This is a genomic window from Geodermatophilus sp. CPCC 205761, assembly GCF_051383655.1.
Lineage (GTDB): Bacteria > Actinomycetota > Actinomycetes > Mycobacteriales > Geodermatophilaceae > Geodermatophilus.
Genome location: NZ_JALPKQ010000003.1, coordinates 112,019 through 138,895 on the forward strand (window position 1 = coordinate 112,019; position 26,877 = coordinate 138,895).

Annotated in this window: 22 protein-coding genes; 4 read left to right on the forward strand and 18 right to left on the reverse strand. The window is 74.1% G+C overall.

Annotated elements, in window-relative coordinates; genetic code table 11:
• The first annotated feature begins 47 nt into the window (after window positions 1-47).
• Window positions 48-371, forward strand: coding sequence for a PspC domain-containing protein (locus MY526_RS02905; protein ID WP_436693711.1), 324 nt, complete (start codon window positions 48-50; stop codon window positions 369-371).
• 36 nt (window positions 372-407) lie between these two features.
• Here MY526_RS02905 and MY526_RS02910 read toward each other — a convergent pair whose 3' ends face one another.
• The 8 genes from MY526_RS02910 to MY526_RS02945 all read right to left on the reverse strand — a co-directional run bounded on the left by MY526_RS02910 (window position 408) and on the right by MY526_RS02945 (window position 8,949).
• Window positions 408-1,505 (reverse strand): winged helix DNA-binding domain-containing protein, encoded by a 1,098-nt coding sequence (locus MY526_RS02910; RefSeq protein WP_436703197.1) that lies wholly within the window; start codon window positions 1,503-1,505, stop codon window positions 408-410.
• Window positions 1,506-1,539: 34 nt separating this feature from the next.
• Entirely contained in the window at window positions 1,540-2,370 is an 831-nt protein-coding gene (locus MY526_RS02915; RefSeq protein ID WP_436703198.1) for a TerD family protein, read from the reverse strand.
• 71 nt (window positions 2,371-2,441) lie between these two features.
• Window positions 2,442-4,502: a prolyl oligopeptidase family serine peptidase gene (locus tag MY526_RS02920; protein ID WP_436703199.1), complete on the reverse strand. Its 2,061-nt coding sequence runs from the start codon at window positions 4,500-4,502 to the stop codon at window positions 2,442-2,444.
• 42 nt (window positions 4,503-4,544) lie between these two features.
• Window positions 4,545-5,534 carry a TerC family protein gene (locus MY526_RS02925; RefSeq protein ID WP_436703200.1) on the reverse strand — a complete coding sequence of 330 codons (990 nt, stop codon included), beginning with the start codon at window positions 5,532-5,534 and terminating at the stop codon, window positions 4,545-4,547.
• Between the two features lie 88 nt (window positions 5,535-5,622).
• The gene (locus MY526_RS02930; RefSeq protein WP_436703201.1) at window positions 5,623-6,363 is read right to left on the reverse strand and encodes an AIM24 family protein; all 741 of its coding nucleotides are present in this window, start codon (window positions 6,361-6,363) and stop codon (window positions 5,623-5,625) included.
• A gap of 12 nt (window positions 6,364-6,375) precedes the next feature.
• Window positions 6,376-7,020 (reverse strand): AIM24 family protein, encoded by a 645-nt coding sequence (locus MY526_RS02935; RefSeq protein WP_436693705.1) that lies wholly within the window; start codon window positions 7,018-7,020, stop codon window positions 6,376-6,378.
• Between the two features lie 3 nt (window positions 7,021-7,023).
• On the reverse strand, window positions 7,024-7,665 hold the full coding sequence (locus MY526_RS02940; RefSeq protein ID WP_436703202.1) for an AIM24 family protein: 642 nt from the start codon (window positions 7,663-7,665) through the stop codon (window positions 7,024-7,026).
• Window positions 7,666-7,830: 165 nt separating this feature from the next.
• Window positions 7,831-8,949 carry a DUF475 domain-containing protein gene (locus MY526_RS02945; protein WP_436693703.1) on the reverse strand — a complete coding sequence of 373 codons (1,119 nt, stop codon included), beginning with the start codon at window positions 8,947-8,949 and terminating at the stop codon, window positions 7,831-7,833.
• A 206-nt stretch (window positions 8,950-9,155) separates the two neighbouring features.
• On the opposite strand from MY526_RS02945, the gene MY526_RS02950 reads away from it, so the two are divergent.
• Entirely contained in the window at window positions 9,156-10,433 is a 1,278-nt protein-coding gene (locus tag MY526_RS02950) for a hypothetical protein (RefSeq protein WP_436703203.1), read from the forward strand.
• Window positions 10,434-10,464: 31 nt separating this feature from the next.
• Here MY526_RS02950 and MY526_RS02955 read toward each other — a convergent pair whose 3' ends face one another.
• The 10 genes from MY526_RS02955 to uvrB all read right to left on the reverse strand — a co-directional run bounded on the left by MY526_RS02955 (window position 10,465) and on the right by uvrB (window position 21,832).
• Window positions 10,465-11,289: a hypothetical protein gene (locus MY526_RS02955; protein WP_436703204.1), complete on the reverse strand. Its 825-nt coding sequence runs from the start codon at window positions 11,287-11,289 to the stop codon at window positions 10,465-10,467.
• Window positions 11,286-12,431, reverse strand: a complete 1,146-nt coding sequence (locus MY526_RS02960; RefSeq protein WP_436703205.1) for a cysteine protease StiP family protein — start codon at window positions 12,429-12,431, stop codon at window positions 11,286-11,288. The genes MY526_RS02955 and MY526_RS02960 overlap by 4 nt, the downstream gene beginning before the upstream one ends.
• Window positions 12,428-13,729, reverse strand: coding sequence for a phosphoribosyltransferase domain-containing protein (locus MY526_RS02965; protein ID WP_436703206.1), 1,302 nt, complete (start codon window positions 13,727-13,729; stop codon window positions 12,428-12,430). Before MY526_RS02965 ends, MY526_RS02960 begins: the two co-directional genes overlap by 4 nt.
• Window positions 13,726-14,913 carry an HpcH/HpaI aldolase/citrate lyase family protein gene (locus tag MY526_RS02970; protein ID WP_436692128.1) on the reverse strand — a complete coding sequence of 396 codons (1,188 nt, stop codon included), beginning with the start codon at window positions 14,911-14,913 and terminating at the stop codon, window positions 13,726-13,728. Before MY526_RS02970 ends, MY526_RS02965 begins: the two co-directional genes overlap by 4 nt.
• 53 nt (window positions 14,914-14,966) lie before the next feature.
• Window positions 14,967-16,352, reverse strand: coding sequence for a VWA domain-containing protein (locus tag MY526_RS02975; protein ID WP_436703207.1), 1,386 nt, complete (start codon window positions 16,350-16,352; stop codon window positions 14,967-14,969).
• Window positions 16,349-17,002: a TerD family protein gene (locus MY526_RS02980; protein WP_436692126.1), complete on the reverse strand. Its 654-nt coding sequence runs from the start codon at window positions 17,000-17,002 to the stop codon at window positions 16,349-16,351. Before MY526_RS02980 ends, MY526_RS02975 begins: the two co-directional genes overlap by 4 nt.
• Window positions 17,003-17,082: 80 nt before the next feature.
• On the reverse strand, window positions 17,083-17,664 hold the full coding sequence (locus MY526_RS02985; protein WP_436692125.1) for a TerD family protein: 582 nt from the start codon (window positions 17,662-17,664) through the stop codon (window positions 17,083-17,085).
• Window positions 17,665-17,950: 286 nt separating this feature from the next.
• Window positions 17,951-19,093 (reverse strand): TerC family protein, encoded by a 1,143-nt coding sequence (locus MY526_RS02990; RefSeq protein WP_436703208.1) that lies wholly within the window; start codon window positions 19,091-19,093, stop codon window positions 17,951-17,953.
• 265 nt (window positions 19,094-19,358) lie between these two features.
• Window positions 19,359-19,712, reverse strand: a complete 354-nt coding sequence (locus tag MY526_RS02995) for an MmcQ/YjbR family DNA-binding protein (RefSeq protein ID WP_436692123.1) — start codon at window positions 19,710-19,712, stop codon at window positions 19,359-19,361.
• Window positions 19,712-21,832 carry an excinuclease ABC subunit UvrB gene (uvrB, locus tag MY526_RS03000; RefSeq protein ID WP_436692122.1) on the reverse strand — a complete coding sequence of 707 codons (2,121 nt, stop codon included), beginning with the start codon at window positions 21,830-21,832 and terminating at the stop codon, window positions 19,712-19,714. The genes MY526_RS02995 and uvrB overlap by 1 nt, the downstream gene beginning before the upstream one ends.
• Window positions 21,833-22,268: 436 nt before the next feature.
• Here uvrB and glgX point away from each other — a divergent pair, with 436 nt between their 5' ends.
• Window positions 22,269-24,383, forward strand: coding sequence for a glycogen debranching protein GlgX (gene glgX / locus MY526_RS03005; RefSeq protein ID WP_436703209.1), 2,115 nt, complete (start codon window positions 22,269-22,271; stop codon window positions 24,381-24,383).
• A complete protein-coding gene (treY, locus tag MY526_RS03010) occupies window positions 24,380-26,737 on the forward strand; it encodes a malto-oligosyltrehalose synthase (protein WP_436703210.1) in 2,358 nt (785 codons plus the stop codon). Before glgX ends, treY begins: the two co-directional genes overlap by 4 nt.
• Window positions 26,738-26,877: the final 140 nt, after the last annotated feature.

The following is a 26,877-nucleotide window of genomic DNA, read 5'->3' on the forward strand; positions in this document are numbered from 1 at the left end:
GCGTTCCCCGATGGTCGCGGGCGGTCGTGCCCAGCAGAGTTCTTGCCATGACCACCGCACCGAACCCTCCCCAGCACCCGACCTGGCAGCAGCCGCCTCCGCGGCCCCAGCTGCGCCGCAGCGGCACCGACAAGATGCTCGGAGGCGTCTGCGGCGGGCTGGCCGAGTACAGCGGCATCGACGCGCTGATATGGCGGGTCGGCTTCCTCGTCCTCGCCTTCTCCGGCATCGGCGTCGTCGCCTACCTGGCCCTGTGGGTGCTCGCGCCGCCCGCCCCGGCCGGCCCGGACACCCGGACCAACGTGGCCGACCAGTTCGTCGAACGCCTCCACGCGTCGCTCACCGGCACGCGGACGACGGCCGGCCGCTGACCGGGCAGCCCCGGCGTCCCTCCGCGGACGCCGGGGCTACCGGTCGGTGAACCGGACGTCGTGCTCCCGGCCGGGCGCGAGGAAGCCGAGCAGGCGGGCGCCCTCCTCTCCCGTCTCCGTCCGCACCGCGGCCGGCAGCGGGAGGGAGGGCCGCACGGTGAGCACCGTCGCCGCGCCGTTCCGCCGGGCCGCCCAGGTCGCCTGGACGCGGCCGTCGACCAGCACCGTCCCCACCCAGCCGCCGGGACCGCCCGGCAGCGGCACGTGGTCGCCCTCGGCCACCACCCGCGAGCGGTCGGCGTGCGAGAGCGTGACGTTGTCGTACTCGGCGAGGAACCGCACCGGCGCGGGCGTGTCCGGGTCGGGCAGCGGACCGTCGGGCACGTCGAGCAGCTCGCCGCCGTCCCCTGTGCGCACCCGGCGCAGCCGCGGCCCCAGCCGCTCGGCGACCTCGCGCAGCCGGGTGAGCCCGCACCACACCTGGGCGTCCCGCACGGACGCCGGGCCGAACGCCGCCAGGTAGCGGACCAGCAGCTCGTCCGGGGTCGCCGGCGGGACCGCGCGGCCGTCCAGCCAGGCCTCGACGGGCGTCATGACCGCGGCACTGCTCGCGCCCCACAGCCCGCGCGGCGTCGGCTGCACCCAGGGGACCCAGTAGCCCACGCAGAACGCCACCGCCTCGCCGTCGAGGCCGGGGTGCCGGCGGCCGAGCTCCCGCTGCAGCTCCGCCCGGCCCATCGGCCGCTCGGCCAGCAAGGCCGCGGCCTCGGCCACCACGGCGGAGACGTCCTGCCCCCGCAGCCGCTGCCCCCAGACGGTGGACGCCGCCGTCCGGTCGAGCACCGGCTGCAGCAGCGGGCGCAGGGCGAGGGCGTCCTCCGCCGTCACGGTGTGGATCGTGGTCCGCATCAGCGGGGTCCGGACCACCTGCCGCGACGACAGCAGGCCGTCGAGCTCCGCCGGGTCGTACCCGGCCAGCCGGTCCCACAGCGCCAGGTGCGGCACCCGCGGCACCTGCGCCTGCAGGCCCACGAGGTGCTCGACGACGTCGCGCACCGGGCGGGTGGTGCGCTCGAGCAGCAGCTGCCGGGCGAGGGTGGCCCGGCCGAGGGCCCGCACGCTCAGCGCCGGCACGCCCGCTCCCCCGCGGGCGGCAGGCCGCCGCGACTCACTTGCGGCCGGGAGCCCAGTTCATGCCCCAGCCGTACTGCTGGTCCAGCACGTCCTGGCCGCCGTGGACGTAGCGCACCTCGCGGTTGACGACGAGCTGCCCGCCCTGGTTGGTGAACGAGGCGATCGCGCACAGCCGCGCCCGCGGGTCGTGCTCGTCGAGCCGGATCTCCACCTGCGGCCCGGACGCCGGGAACAGCGTCACGACCGCGTCCGCGTCGGCCCAGTTCGGCGTGCCCTGGTAGATGAAGGCGAAGACCAGGATCCGGCGGATGTGCGCGGTGTGCCGCAGGTCGATGAGCAGGTTCTCGCCGCCGGTGTTGCGCCCGGACCGGTCGTCGCCGTCCAGCCAGGCCACCAGCTCCCCGTTGGGCAGCGTGTGCTGCCCGCGGAAGGCGTTGCCCAGCGCCTGGATGACGCCCCTCGACCCGTCCGCGTACTCGTACAGGCAGCCGAGGTCGAGGTCGATGCCGCCGGAGGCCGCGCCGGCCAGGCGCTTGAGGAACCCGCCGCCCTGCGGGGCAGCCGGGCGGGCGTTCCAGTTCAGGTTGACCCGGAGCACGCCGGTCGTGCCGGCGGTCTTGGTGAGCGACACCGACGGCGCGCTCTTGGTCAGCGTGACCTTGCCCAGCGAGACCCCGGGCGCCGGCGGCGGGGCGCCGTGCTGCTGCTGGGGAGCCGGCGGCGGGGCGCCGTGCTGCTGCTGGGGAGCCGCCGGCGGGCCCCACTGCTCGTACCCGGCCGACGGCGGCCCGGGCGGCGGGGGCGGCGGCTGCTGCTGCGGCGGCGGTGCCGCCGGCTGCTTCGGGCGCTTGGTGTAGTCGACCATCGGGCCTCCCTGCTCTCCCCCGGGCGGTGCGCCGGGCGGCTGTCCACTGCCCCAGACCCTAGGCGGCCCGGTCAGCCCAGCCGGGTGGCCCGGACGGTGAGGGGTCCGCGGCCGTCGTCGTCCATCGGCAGCGGCTCGCCGTCCACGACCTCGCCGGGCAGCTCGTCGAGCCCGGGGCCGGCGTCGGCGGAGGCCGGCAGCCAGCGGTCCCACCAGCGCAGCAGGTGCTGCAGCCGTGCCAGCCGGTGACGCGGCCGCCCGGAGCGCGCCAGCCCGTGCCCCTCCCCGGGGAACAGCAGCAGCTCCGAGGGGACGCCGCGGCGCTTGAGCGCGACGTAGAACCGCAGCCCCTGCTCGACCGGGCAGCGCCAGTCCTCCTCGGCGTGGACCACCAGCGTCGGCGTGGTGATCTGCCCGGCGGCGGCCAGCGGGCTCTGCGCGGCCAGCCGCGCCGGGTCGGTACCCAGGTGCTGGTCGACGAAGTACCACCCGATGTCCGACGAGCCGGCGAAGCTCACCGGGTCGGTGAGGGCGCGCTCGCTGACCGCGGCGGCGAACCGCGTCGTCCGGGCGGTGAGCAGCGTGGTCAGGTAGCCGCCGTAGGAGGCGCCCATGACGCCGACCCGGTCGGCGTCCAGCGCCGGGTCCTCCAGCGCGGCGTCGAGGAAGGCGAGGACGTCGGCCGCGTCGTGCTCCCCCCACGCCCCCCGGATGGCCCGCCCGTGCGCCTGGCCGTAGCCCGACGAGCCGCGGGGGTTGCACTGGACGACGGCGTAGCCGGCCGAGACGAGGACCTGGGTGTCCTCCGACAGCGACCACCCGCACTGCCGGTACGGCCCGCCGTGGATGCTCAGCAGCACCGGGTGCGGCCCCGGCCCGTCCGGCACGGTGACCCATCCGTGCACCGGGGCGCCGTCGGGGGCGGTGGCGGTGCGCTCGGCCATCCGGCGCAGCCGGCCGGTGGCACCCAGGGCCCGGCCGAAGCCGGTGATCAGCCGCCGGCGGCCCGGGGTGATCGCGATCAGCTCCCCGGCCGACCGATCGTGCGCCACCGTCGCGACGACGACCCCGCCGCCGACGGCGAACCCGCGGACGGTGAACGGGCCGTCGACCAGCGTCTCCACCGGCCCGCCGTCCAGCGGTACGCGCAGCAGCACCACCGCGCCGCGGCGCTGCACGCCGAGGTGGGCCGCACCCCCCGCCAGCACCGTCCCCGGGGTGTCGTCGCCGCGGTCGGTGTCCTCGGGGTCGAGCACCGTCTCCACGGTCCCGCCCGCGGCCGGCACCCGGCAGAGGGTGGCGCTGCGGGCCACCACGTCCAGCCCGTCGGGGCCGAGGTCGGGCCGGGCGGTGAGGTAGATCCAGGCGCCGGAGGGGTCGTAGGCGGGCAGCGCGCAGTCGGACCGGCCGTCGGTGAGCCGGCGCGGGGTCCCGCCCGCGGCCGGGACGGCGTAGACGTCGCGGACCAGGTCGCGGTCGGCCCGCGGGTGGCGGGCGGAGGTGAAGGCCAGCTCGGCGCCGTCCGGGCTCCAGGCCACGTCGGCGTCCTCGCCGGCGCCGGCGGTGACCCGCCGGGGCTCGGGCGGCGGCGCCCCGTCGTCCTCCCCGTCGGGCGGCAGGTCGAGGACGAAGACCGAGCTCGGCCGGCCGGCGAGGAAGCCGACGCCGTCCAGCCGGTACTTCAGGGTGGTGATCAGCCGCGGCGCCTCCGCCCCGGACGGAGCCTCCGGCGCCGTCCCGGACCGGCCCGGCTCCGGGGCGCGGGCGGTGTAGGCGAGCCGCCGCGAGTCCGGCGACCAGACCGGCCCGCCCGCGCCGAGCGGGGCGCCGGTGAGCCGCCGGGGCGCGCCGCCGGCCGTGGGCAGGAGGTGCACCTGGGGCGGCTCCCCCGGCTCGGCGCCGAGGTAGGCCAGCCACCGCCCGTCGGGCGAGAACGCCGGCGCGGTGTCCCGGGGGCCGGGGGTCAGCGGCCGGGCCGGGGCCGATCCGTCCGTGGGCACGGCCCAGAGCCGGCTGCGGTCGGTGTCGGCGTCCAGGTCGAGCCGGCTGACCGCGACCACCGCCATCCGGCCGTCGGGCGACACGGTCGGGACCCCGGGGACGCGCAGCAGGGCGAGGTCGTCGGGCCGCATGCCGCCGACGCTAGCCGAGCGCCGTTCCGGGCCCGGGCCGGCTCAGCGGGTGCCGCGGGCGGCGTCCCGGCGGCTCCGGCGCAGGCTCGCGGCGGTGGTCACCAGCAGGGTGACCATGATGACCAGCAGCGAGAGCCACGTCGGGATGAGCGGGACGGCGGTCACCGGCTCGCCGCCGTTGACGAACGGCAGCTCGTTGGTGTGCAGCGCCTCGATCACCAGCTTGACGCCGATCAGGCCGAGGATCACCGCCAGCCCGTAGCCCAGGTACACCAGCCGGTCGAGCAGCCCGCCGAGCAGGAAGAACAGCTGCCGCAGGCCGAGCAGGGAGAAGGCGTTGACGGTGAAGACCAGGTAGGTCTCCTGGGTCAGGCCGAAGACGGCGGGGATCGAGTCGACGGCGAACAGGACGTCCGCGCTGCCGATCGCCAGCAGCGCGATCACCAGCGGCGTCACGGCGCGCCGGCCGTTCTGCCGCACGGTCAGCCGGTCGCCCTCGTAGCCCTCCGTCGTCGGCAGGACCCGGCGGGCCAGCCGGAGCGCGGCGTTCTCCTCGAACTCGTCGCGCTCGCCGCGGGCTGCCTCCCGGGCCTGGTTCACCGCCGTCCAGAGCAGGAAGGCGCCGAAGAGGTAGAAGACCCAGCTGAACAGCTCGATGACGGCGGCTCCGACGAGGATGAACCCCGTCCGCAGCAGCAGGGCGAACACGATCCCGTACAGCAGCACCGTGGGTTGCAGCTCCTTCGGCACCGCGAAGCTGCTCATGATCAGCACGAAGACGAAGAGGTTGTCGACCGAGAGGCTCTTCTCGGTCACGTAGCCGGCGAAGTACTCGCCGCCGAAGGTGGGCCCGGCGACCACCAGGACGACGACGCCGAAGAGCAGCGCGATGCCGACGTAGGCCGCCGACCACACCGCCGACTCCCTGAGCCCGGGCTCGTGCGGGGTGCGGACGTGCAGCACCAGGTCGACGACGAGCATGGCCACGATCAGGGCGACCGTGAGTCCCCACACCCAGACGGGCACGTCCACGCGGGCACCTCCGGGATCGGCCGCCGGCCCCGGCCCGGGCGCCGGCGTCCCCCCGTCCTTCCCGCGGACGCCGGCGGCTACCCCCGGATCAGGGCTGCTGCTGCGCCCGGGCCATCAGTCGCTGGCCCAGGCTGCCGGCCTGGCTGTTGGTGAGCAGCTGGGTCTGGGACTCGATCAGCCGCAGCACCGCCGGGTCCTCGCGGGCGATCTCGGAGGACTGCAGCAGGATCGTCCCCTGGCCGGTGAAGTCGTACTGGCGCTCCTCGCCGGAGACCCGGCCGAGCATGCCCTGGACCATCCCCGCCATCGACGACGCCATCCACTCGGTGTCGTGGTGCACCGAGGGGGACGGGCAGTCCGCCCAGCCCAGCAGCGCGTCGGGGTCGGCCCGGAACGGCGGCTCGACGAAGATCACCGGGCCGTTGGACGACGCGATGAACTTCCCCGTGCCGAGCAGCGTCACGAACCCGGGGACGATCGACTGCTTCAGCTCCAGCCGCCGGTCGAAGGCCAGCAGGTTGTTCGCCTTGATCGTGAGGTTGCCCTCGTCGAGGTCGTAGGCGTTGAGGTCGAAGCCGCGGTCACCGAGCAGCACCTTGCCGTGGCCGGCGGCGACCACCCAGTCCTGCACGTACACCGGGCTGGAGAAGCGCGCGGCCACCCAGGCCTGCACCGAGGAGTAGGCGGTGACCGCCTCGAAGCGGACGTCGCCGTAGTAGGCGAGCATCGCGCCCTTGCTCATGAACCACTCGCCGGAGAGGGCCACGCAGAAGACGTAGGGGTTGACGTTGTCGTCGACCGGCAGGCTCGCCGCGTTCCAGGTCTGCACGTCGCTCGCTCCTCAGAACTTCTTCTCGCTGGCCTGCACGTACACCGTCCCGTAGCCGCTGATCCGCAGCTGGAACGCCTCCCCCGACCCGCGCCCGACGACGTCGCGGAAGCCGAGCTTCGCGGCGAGGTCGACCTGCAGCTGGCCGACGTGGCCGACGTAGGCCTGCGGGTCGACGCCGACCGCGGTGCCGTTCAGCTGGAGCGGGAAGGCACCGCCGTGCGACAGCAGCGCGACCGCGCCCCGGCCGTGGACGTTGGTGGTGAACAGTCCCTGGCCGGTCATCGCGCCGCTGACCGCCTGGCGCAGCCCGCCCGAGCCCAGGAACTGGACGCTGGTCTGCAGGGTGGCGTCGTGGGCGAGCAGCCGGTCGGCCTCGCACACCAGCGGCGCGCTGCCGTCGAGGTCGAGCACGGTGGTGTGCAGCCCCTTGTAGCCGTAGAGCACCTCGCCCTGGCCCTCGGTGGCCATCATCGGGTTGGACTCCCCGGAGAGCGCGGCGCCGACGAACCCGCCGGCGCCCCGGCCCTGCCCGCGCACCGGCCGGAACGCGATCCGCCCGGAGTAGCCGAGCATCGCGCCCCGGCGGGCGAGCACCGGCGTCTGCGGGCTGACCCGCGCCCGCACGACCTTGCTGTTGACCGCTTCGAACGGCACCGGTCAGCCCTCCGAGGACTGGACGAGGACCAGGCCGTGCCCGGAGAACCGCAGCGAGAACGGCTCTCCCGAGCTCTCCCCGACCATCGACTTCCAGGACACCCCGGACACCAGGGACATCTGCAGCTGCCCGCGGGAGCCGACGTAGGCGTCGGGGTCGACGACGAGGTCCTGCCCGGACGCGACCTCCAGGGCCATGACCGGGCCCTCGGAGACCAGCGCCACCTGCCCCTGACCGCTCACCGACGTGGTCGCCAGCCCCTGCCCGCTGGTCATGCCGCGCAGTCCGGAGAACTGGACGTCGAGGCGCAGGCCGTCGGTGTGGGCGAGGATGTGCTCGCTCTCCGCGGTGAGGGTGTCCCCCGCCAGGTCGACGACCAGGACGTCCATGGCGTCCTTGGCCAGGTAGGCGCGGCCGTGCCCGGTGCAGTCCATCAGCGAGAGGCTCTCGCCGGCGACCGCCCGCTTGAGCGCGGCGCGCACGCCGCCGCCGCCTCCCATGCCGGCGTTCCGGAACTCGATGTCGCCCTCGAAGGCGACCATCGAGCCGCTGGCGGCACGGATCCGGTCACCGTGCAGGTCGGCGCGGAGCACGCGCTTGTCGGCGATGAGCTGGGCCACGGGGTCCTCTCCGTCGGGGTCCACGAGCGGGACGGCGCCGGACGGTAACGGTCCGGCTGCGCGGACGGTAGGCCCCGCGCCGTGGCCCGCCCAGCTCCCCTGCCGACCGTGTTCCCGAGAGCGAACCGGCTCCTCCCCCACCACGGGTGGGGAGGGAGGAGCCGGGACGGTGCGTGCTGCGGGCGGGCGTCAGCGCCGGCCGGCCAGCTCCTCGCTCGGCTCGCGCCCCTCGGCCACCGCGTGCGCGTGGTCGCGCCGCTGGGCGACGACGCTGCTGATGACCGCGGCGATGATGAACCCGAGGCCGGTCAGGCCGGTCACGTACTCGCTGATGTGCCAGCGCAGCTCGAGGATCATGATCGCGGCCAGGACGCCGATCGCCCACATCGCGCCGTGCTCGAGGAAGCGGTACTGCTCCAGGGTGCCCTTGTCGACCATGTAGATGGTCAGCGACCGCACCCAGAAGGCGCCGATGCCCAGGCCCAGCGCGATGATCAGGATGTCGCTGCTGATCGCGAACGCGCCGATGACGCCGTCGAAGGAGAACGACGCGTCGAGCACCTCGAGGTAGAGGAACGCGGCCGCGCCCGCTCCGGCGACCGCCTTCGCGCCCGTGCCCACGTCCGTGGCCTTCCGGGTGGAGCGGCCGTCGGGCAGCACGTCGGGCTCGTCGTCCTCCTCGTCCTTCTGCTCCATCAGTTCGTTGAGGCCACCGATGAGCAGGTAGGTGAACAGGCCGGCCAGGCCGGAGGCCAGCACGGTCGCGTACTTGTCGTCGTCGGCGATCTGCGAGCCGGTGTAGATGACCGCGAGCGCGATGACGACCGCGAGGTAGGGCAGCAGCCCCGCCTTCGCCAGCGGCCGCTCCAGCCAGGCGAGCCAGTGGATGTCCCGCTCCTCGTCGAAGAGGAAGTTCAGGAAGATCATCAGCAGGAAGATCCCGCCGAAGGTGTAGATGGCCTCGGCCGCGCCCTCGACGTTGGCCGCGTAGGCCTCCGAGTCGTTGAGCGCCAGCGACCACACCTCGCCGATCGACAGGTTGGCGGTGATCGCGACCATCACGATCGGCAGCAGCAGCCGCATCCCGAAGACGGCGATGAAGATGCCGACGTAGAGGAAGAGCTTGCGCCACAGCGGGCTCATCCGGCGCAGCACCTTGGCGTTGACCACGGCGTTGTCGAAGGAGAGGCAGACCTCCAGGACGCCGAGCACCGCGACGGCGAGCAGCGCGGCCGGGCCGCCGAAGACCACGGCGGTGACGAGGGCCGCAACGGTCAGTCCGACCGAGAAGCCGAAGTAGCGGAGCATGGGGTTCCTCTCTCAGGCGCCCGCGGGAGTGGGGGCACCGACGTCTATACGAACGGGGCCGGGCGGCCGTTCCGGTGCTGCCGGTGCTCTTCGGCACACCCGGCCGGACGGGTCGCCCGTCCGACCGGCCGGCCGCCCGACGTGGTAGGCATCGGCGCACGGGGCGCCGATCGGGACCTCGCGGGTTCGGAGGGTGGACGGGCGGCATGAGCGGGCAGGCGGGGAGCCCCGCGTCGCGCTGGTGGCGCCGCGGCCGGGACGCGGCCTTGGCCGACGCCGTCGGCGATGCGCAGCTGGCCCGCGAGGCGGCCGCGGCGGCGATGCTCGAGCTCGACGCCGAGCTCAGCGGCCTCTCGGTGGACGTGGCTGCGCACGAGGACGCCGGTAGCGCCCGGGGCGCCGGGCACCACTCACCCGGCCCCGACCCGCTCGTGCAGAACTGGCGTGACCTCTCTTCACGTACGGACGCGGTCATCGGACACTATCTCTCCGCACTCGCCCAGCACGACCCCGCGTACCTCGTCGACGTCCCCCGCGCCCGGCAGGCGCGCGCGGAGCTCGACCAGGCGGCCGCCGAGCTGCGCGACGTCCTGCCGCAGGTGCGCCGGTTCAAGCAGCAGTACGAGCGGCCGCTGGGGATCGCCCGGGGCGCCCGCACGCTGGCGCCGCGCCGGATCGCCGAGGCCACCGCGGCGGTGACACGGGCCCGGGAGGCGGTGGCCGCCGCCGGCACGCAGGTCACCGACCCCGGGCTCGGCCGCGCGCTCGACGAGGCCGAGCGTGCCGCCGAGGCGGCCCAGCGGGCCATGGCCGAGGGCCGGCTGGCGGCCGCCGGCGCCGCCGCCGAGTCCGCCCGCGCGGGCGCCGACGCCGTCACCACCCGGGCGCAGACCCTGGCGGCGCGGGCGGCGGACGTGCGGCGCGGGGCGGCGTCGGTCCACACCCGCCGTGAGGCGCTGCGCACCCGGCACGAGCGCCTGGCGCCGGTGATGAGCGAGCTGCGCCGCCGGTACACGCACGGCGCGTGGGCCGGCGTGGAGCAGGCGCCGCAGCGGGCGGCGCAGGCACTCGCCGAGGTCGACGACGTGCTGGGCCGGCTCGACGGGCTGCTGGCCGCGCCGGTCCTCGACGTGCCGGCCGCGGCCGCCCTGCTCGACCAGGTGCGCGGCGCGGCGGCCCGGGCCGAGCAGGCGATCCGCTCGGCGACCGACCGGCTGGCCCAGCTGGACGCCGCGTCGTCCGACCCCGGCGCCGTGCTCGGCGCGGTGGAGCACGAGCTGGTCGACGCCCGCCGGTTCCTCGCCGCCCTGCCCGAGGGCCGCGGCCAGCGCTACCGGTCGACGTTCGACAACCTCGCCCGCCGGCTGCAGGCGCTGCAGCAGGAGGTGCGGGCGCCCCGGCCGGACTGGGGACACGTGGTCGACGAGGCGCGGTCGGTCACCGCCGGGCTGGACGCCATGATCCGCACCGCCCGCGCCGGCTGAGCCGCGCCCCTCCGCCCCGGCCGGGCCGCGCTCAGCCCGCCTCGGCCAGCAGCCAGCGGAGGATCTCCTCGCCGGCCCGCACGCCGCTGGCCGCGGTCACCTCGACGCCGGCGGCCGACCAGCCCTGCTCGTGCAGCTCCCCGTGCGCCGGCCGGATCGCGGCGTCGGCGGCCGCGAGCATCGGGGCGTCGAGCAGGCTGTCCCCCGCGCAGAGAAGCCGGACCGGGCTCCCGGCGCCGTCGGCCACCTGATCCCGCAGCCGCAGCAGCGCCCCGGCCTTGGTCAGCCCGGCCGGGACCGCGTAGACCTTGCGGCCCTGCAGGCTCACCGTCCACCCGGCGTCCGCGGTCGCCGTCGTCAGGTCGGCCAGCCAGCGCGCGGGGACGGCGGCCCGCGAGCGGGCGACCAGGTAGACGAAGAGGTCCTCGGCGGAGCGCACGGTCTTCACCCACGGCTCGCCGTCGACCGCGGTGAGCAGCCGGAGCACCTCCGGCAGCGGCGCCGACCGCGCGACGACGTCCGCCGCCCAGCCGTCCCAGCCGGGGTCGCGGACGCCGTCGACGAGCAGCGCGCCCCCGTTGGCGCACAGCGCGTACCGCGGCACCGCGGGGAGGCCCACCCGCCGGTACTGGGCCTCGGTGCGGGTGGTGACCGGCACGACGAGCGCCCGGTCCATGAGCTGTCCCAGCAGCGCCCAGGCGCTGTGGGTGACCCGGGACAGCGGCGCGCCGTCGTAGTGCTCGACCACCCGCAGCGGCGGCAGCCCGGCCGGGTCGCCGGCGGAGCTCGCCGAGTAGATGAGCGTGCGGTCGAGGTCGACCGCGACGAGCGCATCGGCCTCCAGCACCGCCGTCACGTGCTCACCGGCCGGATCAGGCCGACGCAGGAGTACGGCAGGTCGGGCACCTCGACCACCGGGACACCCCGGGCCTCGGCGAGGGCGCGGACGTGCCGCAGGTCCTCGGCCCGCCCGGGGTGTGCCAGCACCCGCCAGGGGACCCGGCGCAGCAGCACCCGGGTGGTCTCCCCCACCCCGGGCTTGACCAGGTTGATGTCGGCGATGCCGTGCTCGGCGGCGATCCGCTCGACCGCCGCCCAGCCGGCCCAGGTCGGCCGGCGGTCCGCGGCGGCGTGCGCCGGGAGCGTGGCGGCGACCCGCCCGGCGACCTCGGGGAACCGCGCCGCGACGGTGTCGACGAACAGCCGGGAGACGTCGCCTGCGGCGTGCTCGGCGTAGTACTTCGCACCGTGGAACATGCCCGGTCCGATGAGGTCCCCGCGCAGCACGGTGCGCGACACGAGCCCGGAGACGGTGCTGTTCAGGCAGGCGCTGGGGATGAGGAAGTCGTCGCGGGTGCCGTACAGGTCGGTGCAGCTGCCCGGGTCGGCGAGCACGGCCAGCCGGTCGTCGAGGTCGGCGTGTTCGGGGTGCCGGTCCCGCCAGGCGGCCACCGCGGCGGTCAGCTCGCGCTGGATGGCGCCCTTGCCGGTCCAGCCGTCGACGAAGCGGACCGCGCCGGCGGGGTGCCGGGCGAGCACGGTGGCGAGCGCGACCTCGTCGATGCCCCGGCCGCGGACGATCGAGATCGTGTAGTGCGGCACGTCGGTCCCGGAGGCGGCGGCGAACCAGCGGCGCAGGAGCACACCGACGGGGGTCCCGGCGCGAGCGAGGGAGACCAGCACCGGCCGGTGCCCCGCCTCCGCCGCGGCGGTCCGGACCAGCTCCCCGACGAGGGCGACCGCCTCGGCGAGGCGGTCGGCGCTCTGCGCGAGCGCGGTGTGGAACAGCTCGAGGTAGGCGGCGTCGGGCTGGTACTCGACCGGCAGCATCTCCGAGTAGTGCGTGCCGCCCTGGATCGCCTCCTCGCGGTCCTGCGTGCCACGCTCGAGCGCGACGCCGGACAGGTCGGTGAGCAGCCAGGTGACGTCCTCGACCGGGTAGGACCCGAACCGGCCGGGCACGGCCGCGCGCAGCGCCGGGGCCTCGACGGCGGTCATCGCAGTGCCTCCGGCTCGGCGTCCGGCACGGTCACGAGGTGCACCGCCCGCGCGGCGAACGGCCGCAGCGCGGCCAGCAGCCCGGCGCAGTCGGCCGCGGGCGCGTCCACGACCACGACGACGTCGTCCGCGCGCAGCTCCGACCAGGGCACGCCCGGCGGCGGGACGGCGGCCGGGTCGGTGAGGTTGTGCACCAGCGAGCGCCGCGCAGGGTCGTCGGGCGCGGGGAAGGCCACGGTGCGGCGGACCGCGTAGCCGGGGTCGTCGGCGGCGTGCACCGGGCTGCGGGTGGTCGACTGCAGGAGCACCGGCGTCCCGGGCAGGCGCGTGGCGAGCCGGTCCCCGAGCACCGCGGGGGCGTACATGAGCTCCTCGGTCCCGAGCACCAGCACCCCGCGGCTGCCGATCAGTGCCGGTGCCAGGCGCGCGGCGGCGCTGTCGGCGGCCGCGGCGAGGCGGGCGGTGCCGTCCGGGGTCAGCCCGTGACGGGCGGTGGTCGGGGCGGCGTCCGGCCACAGACCCGGGTGCTCGGCCACCGTGGCGCGTGCTCCGGACGGCGGCGGCGCGGGCGGCGGCAGCGCGTCGCGGGCGGCCGCGGCCCGGCCCAGGACGTCGGGCGGGAAGGTGAGCCGGGCGGCGACGACGGCGGCCACGTCGACCCGGACGCCGAGCTCGGCGGCCCGCTGCTCGAACGCGGCCCGCAGCTCGGGGGTGCGCGCGTCGAGCAGGGCGGCGACGACGTAGCGCGGTCGCGGGAACCGGGCGTGCAGCTCGGCGACGGTGTTCAGCGCCGTGCGGCCGGAGGTCAGCTCGTCGTCGACCAGCACCAGCGGGCCGTTCCCGGCCAGCGAGACCTGACCCGCCGGCTGCAGGGCGTGCGCCACGGCGTGCGAGTGCTCCTCCTCGAACCGGGCGGCGACCGGGACCTCGGGGTGCAGCCGCCGGGTGGTGTGCAGGTAGGCCGCGCCGAGCCGCGCGGCGGCGGCGTGGCCCAGGCCGGTCGCGGTCTCGCAGTAGCCGATCACCAGGTCCGGGGCGTCGGCACCGAGCACCGCCGCGACGGCGTCCCCGACGGCCGCGCCCGCCGCCAGCACCGCGGACGGCGCGGCCGGGACGTGCTTGCCGAGCACGCGGGAGACGACCAGCTGGGCCCGTCGCGGGTTGTCCCGCAGGGCCAGGCCGGCCCACTCGGGGAACGCGGCCGCCCCGGGGCCGGACACCTGCGCGTCCAGGAGGCGGGCGACGGTGGCCGACAGCGGAACCGTGTCCGGCGGCGCCGCGGCGAGGGTGCCGGTCATGCCGGCAGCGCCGGGGCGAAGACGCGGGCCACCTGGCGCTGCCCGGCCCCCAGCAGGTCGACCAGCGCCGACTCGTCGGCGACCACGCCGTACACGGCCGCCCGGCGGCTGATCAGCTCGGCCCACAGCGCGTGCGGCCCGAGCTCGTTCATCCGGCCGTGCGCCGAGGGCAGGACGCCGCCCCGGGCCCCGGCGGTCAGGATGTCCAGCGCGTCGTCGTACTCCGAGCGGGCCACGGTGAGCAGCGCGTTGACCACCGACACGTGCGCGGGGTGGATGACGGTCTTGCCGTGCATGCCGTTGGCCTTGTCGAGGGTGGTCTCCCGGATCAGGCCGTCGAGGTCGTCGTCGATCAGGTGCTGGCGCAGGGCGGTCTCCCGCTGGTCGGAGAAGGGGGTCTGCCGCAGCTGCGGCTTGAACAGGCGGGGGCCGGGGATGTGCTCCCAGACGGCGGCGGTGACCACGTGCTCCCCGTTCCGGGCGAACCGGTTGACGATGTCGGCGAGGCAGTCGCGGACCACGGCGACGTCCCAGATGGTGGTGCCGCGGTCACGGCGCAGCCCGAACAGGCCGGACAGGTCCGATCCCCCCACCCGCACGCAGAGCACCTCGTCGGCGTACCGGTCGACGACCTCGGCCACGGCGGCCAGAGCCGCGGCCCGGGTCTCGGACCAGGCGACGTCGGGCGTCTCGAGGATCGGCATCGCGTACAGGGGGTGCGCGCACCCGGCGCTCACCTCGGCGACGGCGGCGAGCATCTCGCCCAGCCCGGCGCCGGTCGCCTTCGGCAGGCTGAACCCGGTGAGCCGGGAGAGCGCCGGTCCGGCGGCCGCGGCCACCCGGTGGATCTGGGCGGCCTCCCGGACGCGGACGAACAGCAGCGGGAGGTCCTCCGCGCGGCCGCGGTCGTGGATCCGGCGCAGGGCGGCGACCACGGTGGCCTCGGCGGCGGCGACCTCGGCGTGCGGGATCGCGTCCTCCAGGCACCAGACCATGCTGGTGGCGCCGATCGCCGCCGCACGGGCGGCGTCGACGTCGAGCGCGGGCCGGGTGCCGGGGCTGTAGAGCGTGGCGCCCAGCGCGAGGGCCAGGGTGGCCCGCGGGCTGGCCGGCGTGACCGTGCCCGGGGGCACGGCGAAGAGCCGGTCGTGCTCGTCGTCGGTCAGGTACGCGAAGTGGCGCACGGCTGGCCTCGCTTCTGGGCTGAACGGTGGGCGAGGGCGGGTGGTGCGGTCGGTCAGCCGGCCAGCAGACCCTGGGCGCGGGCCCGGCGCAGCCAGTCGGGGTACTCGGTCATGAGCCGGTCGAACAGCTCGTCGTCGCTGATCGGCGTCCGGCCCATGAGGTCCTTCTCGTCGACGGCGAAGAAGTCGGCGTTGTCGGTGAAGCGGCCCTCGAGATCGTCCAGCCGCTGCAGGAAGGTGAACTGCCGCGGCGAGCCGATGCCCATGAACTGCCAGAACACCGGCTCGTAGGACGCCGACCGGATCTGCGCCGTCGCCACCGCCTTGTCGCTGGGTGCACCGTCGGTGAGGAACATGACGTACACGGGGACCCGGTCGGACAGCGGCGCACGCCGGTCCTGGCTGGAGCCGAAGTAGTGCTGCCGGACCGCTGACATCGCGGCACCGTATCGAGTGTCGAATTCCAGCCGGTGCTTCTTCGTGACGGCGGAGATGAACTCCTGGTGACCATCCAGTCGCAGTCCGGTCTCGGGCTGGTGCACCTGCTTCCCGAACAGGAAGACGTCGACCACGCCGTCGTCGTCGAAGCGCAGGCCGAGCGCGAGCACCCGCTCGGCCAGCCGCTGGACCGCGCCGGAGCGGTAGAGGCCGGCCATCGAGCCGGAGATGTCCAGCACGAGGGCGACGCGCGCGGTGTGCTCGCCCAGGCCCCGCTTCTCCAGGCTGACGCCGGCGGTCGTGACCAGGGACAGCAGCTGCGGCGCGGAGGTGGCCAGCTTCTTCTCGAGGTCGACCAGCCGGCGCTTCTCCATGCTGATCGGGGGGCCGGCGGGTGGACTCGCCGGCGGGCTGACCGGCGGACTCGCCGGTGTCGCGGCGGCCGAGACCGGGGCCGGTTCCTCGTCGACGTCCACGCCGACGTCGGTGGCCAGCCCCGCGAGGCCGTTGGTGTAGCCCTGCCCGACGGCGCGGACCTTCCACTCCCCGCCCCGGCGGTAGACCTCGGCGAACACGAGCGCGGTCTCCTGCCCGGCGGTCACCTCGCAGCGGACCGCGGCGGGCGCCTGCTCGTCGGCGGCCACCTCGACGCCCACGCCGGCCAGGCCGCCGAAGGTGCCGGGGCCGTCCAGCGAGGCGCCGATGACCACCTTCTCCACGTCGGCGGGCAGCCGGTCGGGGTCGATCCGCACCCGGTCGACGGTGACGGCGCCACGGGTGGACTTGCCCAGGTGCCGGACCGCCCCGCCCGCGCCGTCCGGCTGGTTGTAGAACACGAAGTCGGCGTCGCTGCGGACCTTGCCCGCGCCGGTGGTGAGGAAGGCGGACAGGTCGGCGTCCAGCCCAGGCGCCGGCTGCCAGGTCAGGGTGACCACGACCGGCCCGCGGAGGCCGACGGCGGCCAGGCCGACGTTGCCCCCGCGCGGGAGGAGGTGGGTCACTTGCGGCCCGCGGTCCAGTTCATGCCCCACCCGTAGGCGGCGTCGAGGTCGCGCTGGACACCCGGCAGGTAGCGGATCTCCCGCTGCACGGTCAGCGCCCCGCCCGAGTTGGTGAGCAGCGCGATGGCGCAGGACCGGGCGTTCGAGGCGTGCTCGTCGAGCCGGACCTCGATGGGGGCCGCCCCCTGCGGGAACAGCGTGACGACGGCGTCGGCGGCGGCCCAGTTCGGCACGCCCTCGTAGATGTAGGCGAAGACCAGGATGCGCTTGATGGCGTCGAGGTGGTCCAGGTTCACGACGAGGTTCTCACCGCCGGAGACCTTGCCGGAGCGGTCGTCGCCGTCGAGGAACACGTAGGGCGGGCGGTCCAGCGAGCCGAAGGCGTTGCCGAGCGCCTGGACGACGCCCTTCTTCCCGTCGGTCGTCTCCCAGAGACACGCCAGGTCCAGGTCGACGGCGGGGGTCTTGCTGAACAGTCCGCGCTTCTGCGCACCGGAGTTCCAGTTGAGGTTGATCCGCATCTGGCCGCCGGCGCCGCGCCCCTTGGTGAGCGACACCGAGGGCGCGCCCTTGGTGAGGGTCACCTTGGACATCGAGACGCCGCCGGAGGGGGTGGCCGGGGGCTGGGACGGGCGGGTGTAGTCGACCATGACGGGACCTTCCTGGGTGCTGGGGTGCGGGAGGCGCGGGGCGGCCGGGCCCGGACGGCGTCCGGGCCCGGCCACGCCGGTCAGCCGACGTTGACGCCGAAGTCCTGGGCGATGCCGCGCAGGCCGGAGGCGTAGCCCTGGCCGACCGCGCGGAACTTCCAGTCCGGGCCGTTGCGGTACAGCTCGCCGAAGACCATGGCGGTCTCCACCGAGGCGTCCTCGGTCAGGTCGTAGCGGGCGATCTCCTGCCCGTTGGCCTGGTTGACGACGCGGATGAAGGCGTTGCGGACGGCGCCGAAGTTCTGCTTGCGCGTGTCGGCGTCGTAGATGGACACCGGGAAGACGATCTTCTCGCAGGTCGGCGGGACGCCGGCCAGGTTGACCTGGATGACCTCGTCGTCCCCCTCGCCCTGCCCGGTGAGGTTGTCGCCCACGTGCACGACGGAGCCGTCGGGGCTGCGCAGGTTGTTGAAGAAGACGAACCCCGAGTCGTCGGGGGTGACCCGGCCGCCGGCGTCGAGCATGATCGCCGAGGCGTCGAGGTCGAAGTCGCCCCCGGAGAAGGTGTTGACGTCCCAGCCCAGACCGACGTTGACCGCGGTCATGCCGGGCGCCTCCTTGGTCAGTGAGACGTTGCCGCCCTTGCTGAGGCTGACACCCATGTGGAGAACTCCCAATCCATCGCCAGGATGAGCGCAGCGGCGGTTGCCGCTCCGCGAGCGCGGGGGACGGCCGGCCCTCGGGACCGGCCGGAGCCGCCCCTGGTGGTCCGGGCGGAGCGCGCCCGGACCGGTTCCCCCCGCTTCCGTTCCTCGTGGACGGGCCACGAGCAACGGACGTTCGTCGGATACTGCCGCACCTGCTCCGGCGGCGACAGGTTCGGTGGAGCGCCCGCTCAGGGGTGCACCGGCCTGGTCGGCGTCCCGCGGCGGCGCACCGGAGCGGACCTCACCGGCGCTCGTCGTCGGCCGAGCGGACCGCCGCCGTCCGGCCGGTGGGCGGCGCGTCGCCCCGGCCGGAGGTGGGCAGGTCGTCGTGCGTGTGCGGCGCGGCGACCGCGCGGCCGTCGGACCCGGCGCCCGCGTCGGCGGCCTCCGTGTGCCCGGTCCGGCAGGCGGCGGCGTCCTTCTTGTTCTTCCGCAGGCTGGCCCAGGTGGTCACCAGCAGGGTGACCACGATGACGGCCAGCGACAGCCAGGTCGGGATCTCCGGGACCGCGGTGACGTGCTCGCCGCCGTTGATGAACGGCAGCTCGTTCTCGTGGAGCGCGTGGATGACCAGCTTGACGCCGATGAAGCCGAGGATGACCGCGAGGCCGTAGGCCAGGTAGACCAGCTTGTCCAGCAGCCCGTCGAGCAGGAAGAACAGCTGGCGGAGGCCGAGCAGGGCGAAGGCGTTGGCGGTGAAGACCAGGTAGGTCTCCTGGGTGAGACCGAAGATCGCCGGGATCGAGTCGACGGCGAAGAGGATGTCGGCGCTGCCGATCGCGATGAGCGCGATGAACAGCGGGGTGATGTACCGCTTGCCCTTGACCTTCGCGGTCAGCCGGTCGCCGTGGTAGTCGTCGGTGGTCGGCAGCAGGCGACGGGTGAGCCGCAGGAAACTGTTCTCCTTGAACTCCTCCTCGTCGTCGTGGCCGCCGCTCCTGGCCTGCGCCCACGCGGTGTAGATGAGGAAGCCGCCGAAGATGTAGAAGACCCAGCTGAAGTTCTCGATGGCCGCGGCGCCCAGGAAGATGAAGATCGTCCGCAGCACGAGGGCGAAGGCGATGCCGAAGAGCAGCACCTTCTGCTGCAGTTCCCGGGGCACGGCGAAGCTCGCCATGATCAGGACGAAGACGAACAGGTTGTCGACCGAGAGGCTCTTCTCGGTGATGAAGCCGGCGAAGTACTCACCGCCGTACTGCGGGCCGGCGAACCAGAGCACCAGCAGCCCGAAGACGATGGCGATGCCGACGTAGACCGCCGACCAGGTGGCCGACTCACGCAGCGTCGGGGCGTGGGGCGTGCGGACGTGGCCGACGAAGTCGAACACGAGCATGCCGATGATCGCGGCGATGGTGATCGCCCAGATCCAGAGCGGGACATCCATACAGGGGTACCTCCGGAGGACTGGCAGCTGTCAGCACCGGAGGTCTCTCCCGCCGCCCGGAAGGACCGGACGACCGGCAGCGCCGGGGATCACTGGACCCCGTGTTGACGACGCTGCCGAGTGGGGATACTCCCCTCCACGGGACCGGCCAGCCTGCGTCGAGGCGTGCCCGGTCCCAGAGGGTCCAACGGCCGGGCCGGCGGCGGGGTTCCCGAACTCCCAGGGAACCTCCAGCCGTCGGTCACGCCGTCGGTCACGCCGTCGGTCACGCCGTCGTGGGCCGCCGGCTCCGGGGCAGTGCGGCCACGATCGCGTCGTAGGAGGCGTCGACCAGCTCACGGACCTCGTCGTCGGGCACGGGGCCGGTCCAGTCGACGGCGTTCCAGCCGTACCGCCCGACGTAGGCGCTCTGCGTGATCGCCCCCGGGTAGCGGTCCCGCCACTCGGCGGCCTCGGCGGCGTCCCGGCCGCACTTCACGCCGACGGTGCCGCTGTCCAGGCCGATGAACGCGAAGGCCTTGCCGCCCACCTTGGCGACCAGCTCGGCCTCCCCCCAGGGGTAGCTCTCCTCCGCGCCCGGCTTGCCCAGGCAGTGGGCGACCAGCTCCTCCCTGTGCATCAGGCGTGCGCGGCGTCGAGCTGCCGGAGCTCCTTCTTGAGCTCGGTCAGCTCGTCGCGCAACCGGGCCGCCACCTCGAACTGCAGCTCCCGGGCGGCGGCGAGCATCTGCTCGTTCATCTGCGTGATGAGATCGGCCAGCTCGTTGCGCGGCAACCCCTGGACCTCGATCGCGCCGGCCTTCCCGGCCTTCTTCCTCGACGAGAGCCCCGGCACCGGCGACTTCCCGCGGGACTGCTGCCGCCCCGAGCCGCCGAGCAGCTCGGCGGAGGCATCGGTGTCGTCGGCCGCCTGGTAGATGCCGTCGAGGATGTCGACGATCTTCTTCCGCAGCGGCTGGGGGTCGACCCCGCGCTCGGTGTTGTAGGCGATCTGCTTCTCGCGCCGGCGGTTGGTCTCCTCGATCGCGTGCGCCATCGAAGGGGTGATCTTGTCGGCGTACATGTGCACCTGCCCCGAGACGTTGCGGGCGGCGCGGCCGATCGTCTGGATCAGCGAGGTCCCCGACCGGAGGAAGCCCTCCTTGTCGGCGTCGAGGATCGCCACCAGCGACACCTCCGGCAGGTCCAGGCCCTCGCGGAGCAGGTTGATGCCGACCAGGACGTCGTACTCGCCCTGCCGGAGTTCGCGGAGCAACTCGACCCGGCGCAGGGTGTCCACCTCGGAGTGCAGGTAGCGGACCCGGATGCCGAGCTCGAGCAGGTAGTCGGTGAGGTCCTCGGCCATCTTCTTGGTCAGGGTGGTGACCAGGATCCGCTCGTCCTTCTCGGTGCGGACCCGGATCTCGTGCACCAGGTCGTCGATCTGCCCCTTGGTCGGCTTGATGACGACCTCCGGGTCGACCAGGCCGGTCGGGCGGATGACCTGCTCGACGAACTCGCCCTGCGTGCGGCCCAGCTCGTAGGGGCCGGGCGTCGCGGACAGGTAGACCGTCTGGCCGATCCGGTCGGTGAACTCCTCCCACTTCAGCGGGCGGTTGTCCATCGCCGACGGCAGCCGGAACCCGTGCTCCACCAGCGTCCGCTTGCGGCTCATGTCGCCCTCGTACATGCCGCCGATCTGCGGCACGGTCACGTGCGACTCGTCGATGACCAGCAGGAAGTCGTCGGGGAAGTAGTCGATGAGACAGGCACCGGCGGAGCCGGGCGCGCGCCCGTCGATGTGCCGCGAGTAGTTCTCGATGCCCGAGCAGAACCCGACCTGGCGCATCATCTCGATGTCGTAGGTGGTGCGCATGCGCAGCCGCTGGGCCTCCAGCAGCTTGCCCTGCCGCTCCAGCTCGGCCAGCCGCTGCTCGAGCTCGGCCTCGATGCTCCCGATCGCCCGCTCCATGCGCTCGGGGCCTGCCACGTAGTGGGTGGCCGGGAAGACGAACAGCTCCTCCACCTCGCGGATGACCTCGCCGGTCAGCGGGTGCAGGTAGTACAGCCGCTCCACCTCGTCGCCGAACATCTCGATCCGGACGGCGAGCTCCTCGTAGACGGGGAAGACCTCGATGGTGTCGCCCCGGACCCGGAAGGTGCCGCGGGTGAAGGACAGGTCGTTGCGGGTGTACTGCTCGGTGACCAGCGTGCGGAGCAGCTCGTCGCGGTCCCGCTCCTCCCCGACCGAGATCTTCAGCGCGCGGTCGACGTACTCCTGCGGCGTGCCCAGGCCGTAGATGCAGGACACCGTGGCCACCACGACCACGTCCCGCCGGGTGAGCAGCGCCTGCGTCGCCGAGTGCCGCAGCCGCTCGACCTCCTCGTTGATCGAGGAGTCCTTCTCGATGTAGGTGTCGGTCTGCGGGACGTAGGCCTCGGGCTGGTAGTAGTCGTAGTACGAGACGAAGTACTCGACGGCGTTGTCGGGCAGCAGCTCGCGGAACTCGTTGGCCAGCTGCGCGGCGAGGGTCTTGTTCGGCGCCATGACGAGCGTCGGCCGTTGCACCTGCTCGACCAGCCAGGCCGTCGTCGCCGACTTGCCGGTGCCGGTGGCGCCGAGGAGGACGACGTCCTGCTCGCCGGCGTTCACCCGCTCGGCGAGCGCGGTGATCGCCGCCGGCTGGTCGCCCGAGGGCTGGAAGTCGCTGACGACGCGGAAGCGCCCCTGGGTCGGCCGGAGATCGGTGGTCGCGCGCACGGGTCGACGGTACGACGGGGGTGTGACAGGACGGCGTCCGTGCGACGCCCGCGCACTCCCGGGGCGGACGGGACCGATCCACTGGCCCCGGGTGCTTGCCCTGGGGTATCCGACCCGCCTAGCGTCCCCGGTCGCAGGAGCGGTCACCGCCGGGGACCAGCGCCACCCGGGGACACCCGGGCGAGGTCGGACCCCGGCGCCGCTGCCGGCCGGACCTGCGCACGACGCCCCCCGTGGAGAACCGCGGGGGGCGTCGTCGTCCGGGGTGAGCGAGATCTCCCCCGCCGGGCACCGGACCGAGGTGTGCGGGCCCCCCGGAGGGGGCAACGGGGGCATGGTGCACCACGTGTGACCCGACCTCCCCGCCCATGCCCCGCGGCGGGAGGCCACCGGCCCCCGGCCTCCCGGGGGCGCCAGCGCAGGAGGACCTCGTTTCATGACCCAGGTGTGGCCTGGTACCGCCTACCCCCTCGGTGCCACCTACGACGGCACCGGCACCAACTTCGCGATCTTCAGTGAGGTCGCCGAGAAGGTCGAGCTGTGCCTCTTCGACGACGCCGGCAACGAGGAGCGCATCCGCCTGCCGGAGATGGACGGGTTCGTCTGGCACGCCTTCCTGCCCGGCATCCAGCCCGGCCAGCGCTACGGCTACCGCATCCACGGCCCCTACGACCCGTCGCAGGGCATGCGGTGCAACCCGAACAAGCTGCTGCTCGACCCCTACGCGAAGGCCATCGACGGCCGGGTCGACTGGGACCCGTCGGTGTTCGGGTACGACTTCGACAGCGGGGAGCGCAACGACGAGGACTCGGCCGCGCACATGCCGAAGTCCGTCGTCGTCAACCCGTACTTCGACTGGGGCGTGGACCGGCCGCCGCGGACCCCGTACCACAAGTCGGTGATCTACGAGGCCCACGTCAAGGGCCTCACCATGACCCACCCGGACGTGCCGGAGGACCTGAGGGGCACGTACGCGGGCATCGCGCACCCGGCGGTCATCGACCACCTGACCGGGCTCGGCGTCACCGCGATCGAGCTCATGCCCGTGCACCAGTTCGTGCAGGACGACACCCTGGAGCAGAAGGGCCTGCGCAACTACTGGGGCTACAACACGATCGGCTTCTTCGCCCCGCACAACGAGTACGCCAGCAACACCGACAACGGCATGCAGGTGGCGGAGTTCAAGGGGATGGTCCGGACCCTGCACGAGGCGGGGATCGAGGTCATCCTCGACGTGGTCTACAACCACACCGCCGAGGGCAACCACCTCGGGCCGACGCTGTCGTTCAAGGGCATCGACAACCGGGCCTACTACCGGCTGGTCGAGGACGACCCGCAGTACTACATGGACTACACCGGCACCGGGAACTCGCTCAACGCCCGCACCCCGCAGGCCCTGCAGCTGATCATGGACTCGCTGCGGTACTGGATCACCGAGATGCACGTCGACGGCTTCCGCTTCGACCTCGCCTCCACCCTCGCCCGCGAGCTGCACGCCGTCGACCGGCTGTCGGCCTTCTTCGACCTGGTGCACCAGGACCCGGTGGTCAGCCAGGTCAAGCTCATCGCCGAGCCCTGGGACGTCGGCGAGGGCGGCTACCAGGTCGGCAACTTCCCGGCCCTGTGGACCGAGTGGAACGGCAAGTACCGCGACACCGTCCGCGACTTCTGGCGCGGCGAGGACGCGACCGTCGGCGAGTTCGCCAGCCGGATCACCGGTTCCTCGGACCTGTACCAGCACTCGGGCCGGCGCCCGGTGGCCAGCATCAACTTCGTCACCGCGCACGACGGGTTCACGCTGACCGACCTCGTCTCCTACAACGAGAAGCACAACGAGGCCAACGGCGAGGGCAACAACGACGGCGAGAGCCACAACCGCAGCTGGAACTGCGGGGTGGAGGGCGAGACCGTCGACAAGAAGGTGCTCACCCTGCGGGCCCGTCAGCGCCGCAACTTCCTGGCCACGCTGATGCTCAGCCAGGGCGTGCCCATGCTCCTGCACGGCGACGAGCTGGGCCGGACGCAGCAGGGCAACAACAACGGCTACTGCCAGGACTCGCCGCTGACCTGGGTCCACTGGGACGAGGTCGACGAGGGGCTGCTGGAGTTCACCAAGCTGGTCACCCGGCTGCGTGCCGAGCACCCGACGTTCCGCCGTCGTCGCTTCTTCCACGGCCGGCCGGTGCGGCGCGAGCGGGGCGCCCCGGTGCAGGACATCGCCTGGCTCACGCCGGACGGTGACCTGATGACCGAGGACGACTGGGACGCCGGCTTCGCCAAGTCGATCGCCATGTACCTCAACGGGCACGGCATCCGGTCGACCGACGAGCGCGGCGAGGACGTCGTCGACGACCACTTCTACCTGGCGTTCAACGCGACGCACGAGCCGATGGACTTCACCCTGCCGGCCGAGGAGTACGCCGCGGCCTGGACGGTCGTCCTCGACACCGCCGAGATGGAGGCCGTCGAGCCGACGCAGCTCAAGCCCGGCGAGACGATCACCGTGCAGGACCGGTCGATGGTCGTGTTCAGCGCCCCGCGTCGCGCGTGAGCGGGCCCGAGATGAGCGAGCAGGGCACGAGCGAGCCGCTGAGCCGGGAGCGCCGGCGCGCGGTGCCCACCGCGACCTACCGGCTGCAGGTGACGGCGGACTTCACCCTGGACGACGCCGCGTCGGTCGCCGGCTACCTGGCCGACCTCGGGGTGAGCCACGCCTACACCTCTCCCCTGTTGCGCGCGGCCGCCGGCAGCACGCACGGCTACGACACCGTCGACCACGCGCACGTCGACGAGTCGCGGGGCGGGCAGGCCGGCTTGGACCGGCTGGTCGCCGCGCTGCACGCGCAGGGGCTGGGCCTCGTGCTCGACCTGGTGCCCAACCACATGGGCGTGGCCGATCCGGCCGAGGCGCCGTGGTGGTGGGACGTGCTGCGGCACGGCCGGGACAGCGCGCACGCCGGCGCGTTCGACATCGACTGGGACTTCGGCGGCGGCAGGGTGCGGCTGCCGGTGCTGGGCTCGGCGGACGACGTCGAGAAGCTGGAGGTGGTGGACGGGGAGCTGCGGTACTACGACAACCGCTTCCCGATCGCGCCGGGCACCGGGCAGGGCACCCCGCAGGAGGTGCACGCCCGCCAGCACTACGAGCTGGTCGACTGGCGGCGGGCCGACGCCGACCTGAACTACCGGCGGTTCTTCGCGATCAACACCCTCGCCGGGCTGCGCGTGGAGGACCCGGAGGTGTTCGCCGCGACCCATGAGCTGGTCCTGCGGCTGGTCGAGGTCGGCGCCGTCGACGGCCTGCGGATCGACCACCCCGACGGCCTGGCCGACCCCAAGGGCTACCTCGACCGGCTGGCCGAGGCCTCGGGCGGGCGCTGGACCGTGGTGGAGAAGATCCTCGAGCCCGGGGAGGACCTGCCGGAGAGCTGGTCGACGGCCGGGACGACGGGCTACGACGCGCTGGCCGAGGTGGACGACGTGCTCGTCGACCCGGCCGGCGAGGCGGCGCTGACCGCGCTGGACACCGAGCTGTCCGGCGCGCCGGTGGACTATGCGCGGTTGGTGCACGACTGCAAGCGCGAGGTGACCGACGGGATCCTCGGCTCGGAGGTGGCCCGCCTGGTGCGGGTCATCGGCGAGTTGCCCGGCATCGACGTCGCGCAGCAGACCGAGGCGCTGGCCGAGCTGCTGGCGGGCTTCCCCGTCTACCGCACCTACCTGCCCGACGGCCGCGAGCACCTCGACGCGACCGTGGCCGCGGTCCGGGAGCGCCGTCCCGACCTCACCGACGCCGTGGACGCACTGCACACGGTGCTGTCGCAGGCGGGGACCGAGGCCGCCACCCGCTTCGAGCAGACCAGCGGTCCGGTGATGGCCAAGGGCGTCGAGGACAGCGCCTACTACCGCTGGGCGCGGTTCGTCGCGCTCAACGAGGTGGGCGGCGACCCGGCGCGCTTCGGCAGCACGGTCGAGGAGTTCCACGAGGCGCAGCAGCGCCGCCTGGCGCGCAGGCCCGAGTCGATGACCGCGCTGTCGACGCACGACACCAAGCGCAGCGAGGACGTGCGCGCCCGGCTGGCGGTGCTCGCCGAGCTGCCCACCGAGTGGGCGCAGCTGGTGCGACAGCTGCTCTCCCGGCACCCGCTGGCCGACCGACCGCTGGCCCACCTGGTGTGGCAGAACCTGGTCGGGGCCTGGCCGCTGTCCCGCGAGCGGGCGCACGCCTACGTGGAGAAGGCCGCCCGCGAGGCGGGGACGTCGACGACGTGGACCGACCCGGCCGAGGAGTTCGAGAACCGGCTGCACGCGCTGGTCGACGCCGCGTTCGACGACGAGCAGACGAACGGCGCGATCGAGGACCTCGTCGCCCGGATCGCGCCCTTCGGGAGGTCCAACTCTCTGGCGCAGAAGCTCCTGCAGCTCACCATCCCCGGCGTCCCGGACGTCTACCAGGGCACCGAGCTGTGGGACCTCTCCCTCGTCGACCCGGACAACCGCCGTCCGGTCGACTACGAGCTGCGCCGCCGGCTGCTGGCCCGGCTGGACGGCGGCGAGGTGCCCGCGGTCGACGAGAGCGGCGCGGCCAAGCTGCTCGTGGTCTCCCGCACGCTGCGGGCCCGCCGCGAGCACCCGGAGTGGTTCGCCGGCTACCAACCGGTGGCGGCGACCGGCGCGACGGCGGGGCACGTGGTCGCCTTCGACCGCGGGGGTGCGGTGACGGTGGCCACCCGGCTGCCGGTCGGGCTGGCCGGCGCCGGCGGCTGGGGCGACACCGCGCTGCAGCTGCCGAACGGCGCCTGGCGGGACCTGCTCACCGGAGACTGCTTCGTCTCCGACGCCGCCGGGATGCCGGTGCGCGACGTGTTGGGGCGGCTGCCGGTCGCCCTGCTGGTCCGCGACTGAAAGTGAGGGGCCTGGGACGGTGCGCCGTCCCCGGCCCGGCCTGTCGCGCCACGCCGGGGTGACACGCCGGGTGCCGCGGAGTCGCTCGATTGCCTCCGCCTACCGTCCCCCGGGTGTTCGGCCGACCGGCCGGGCACGGC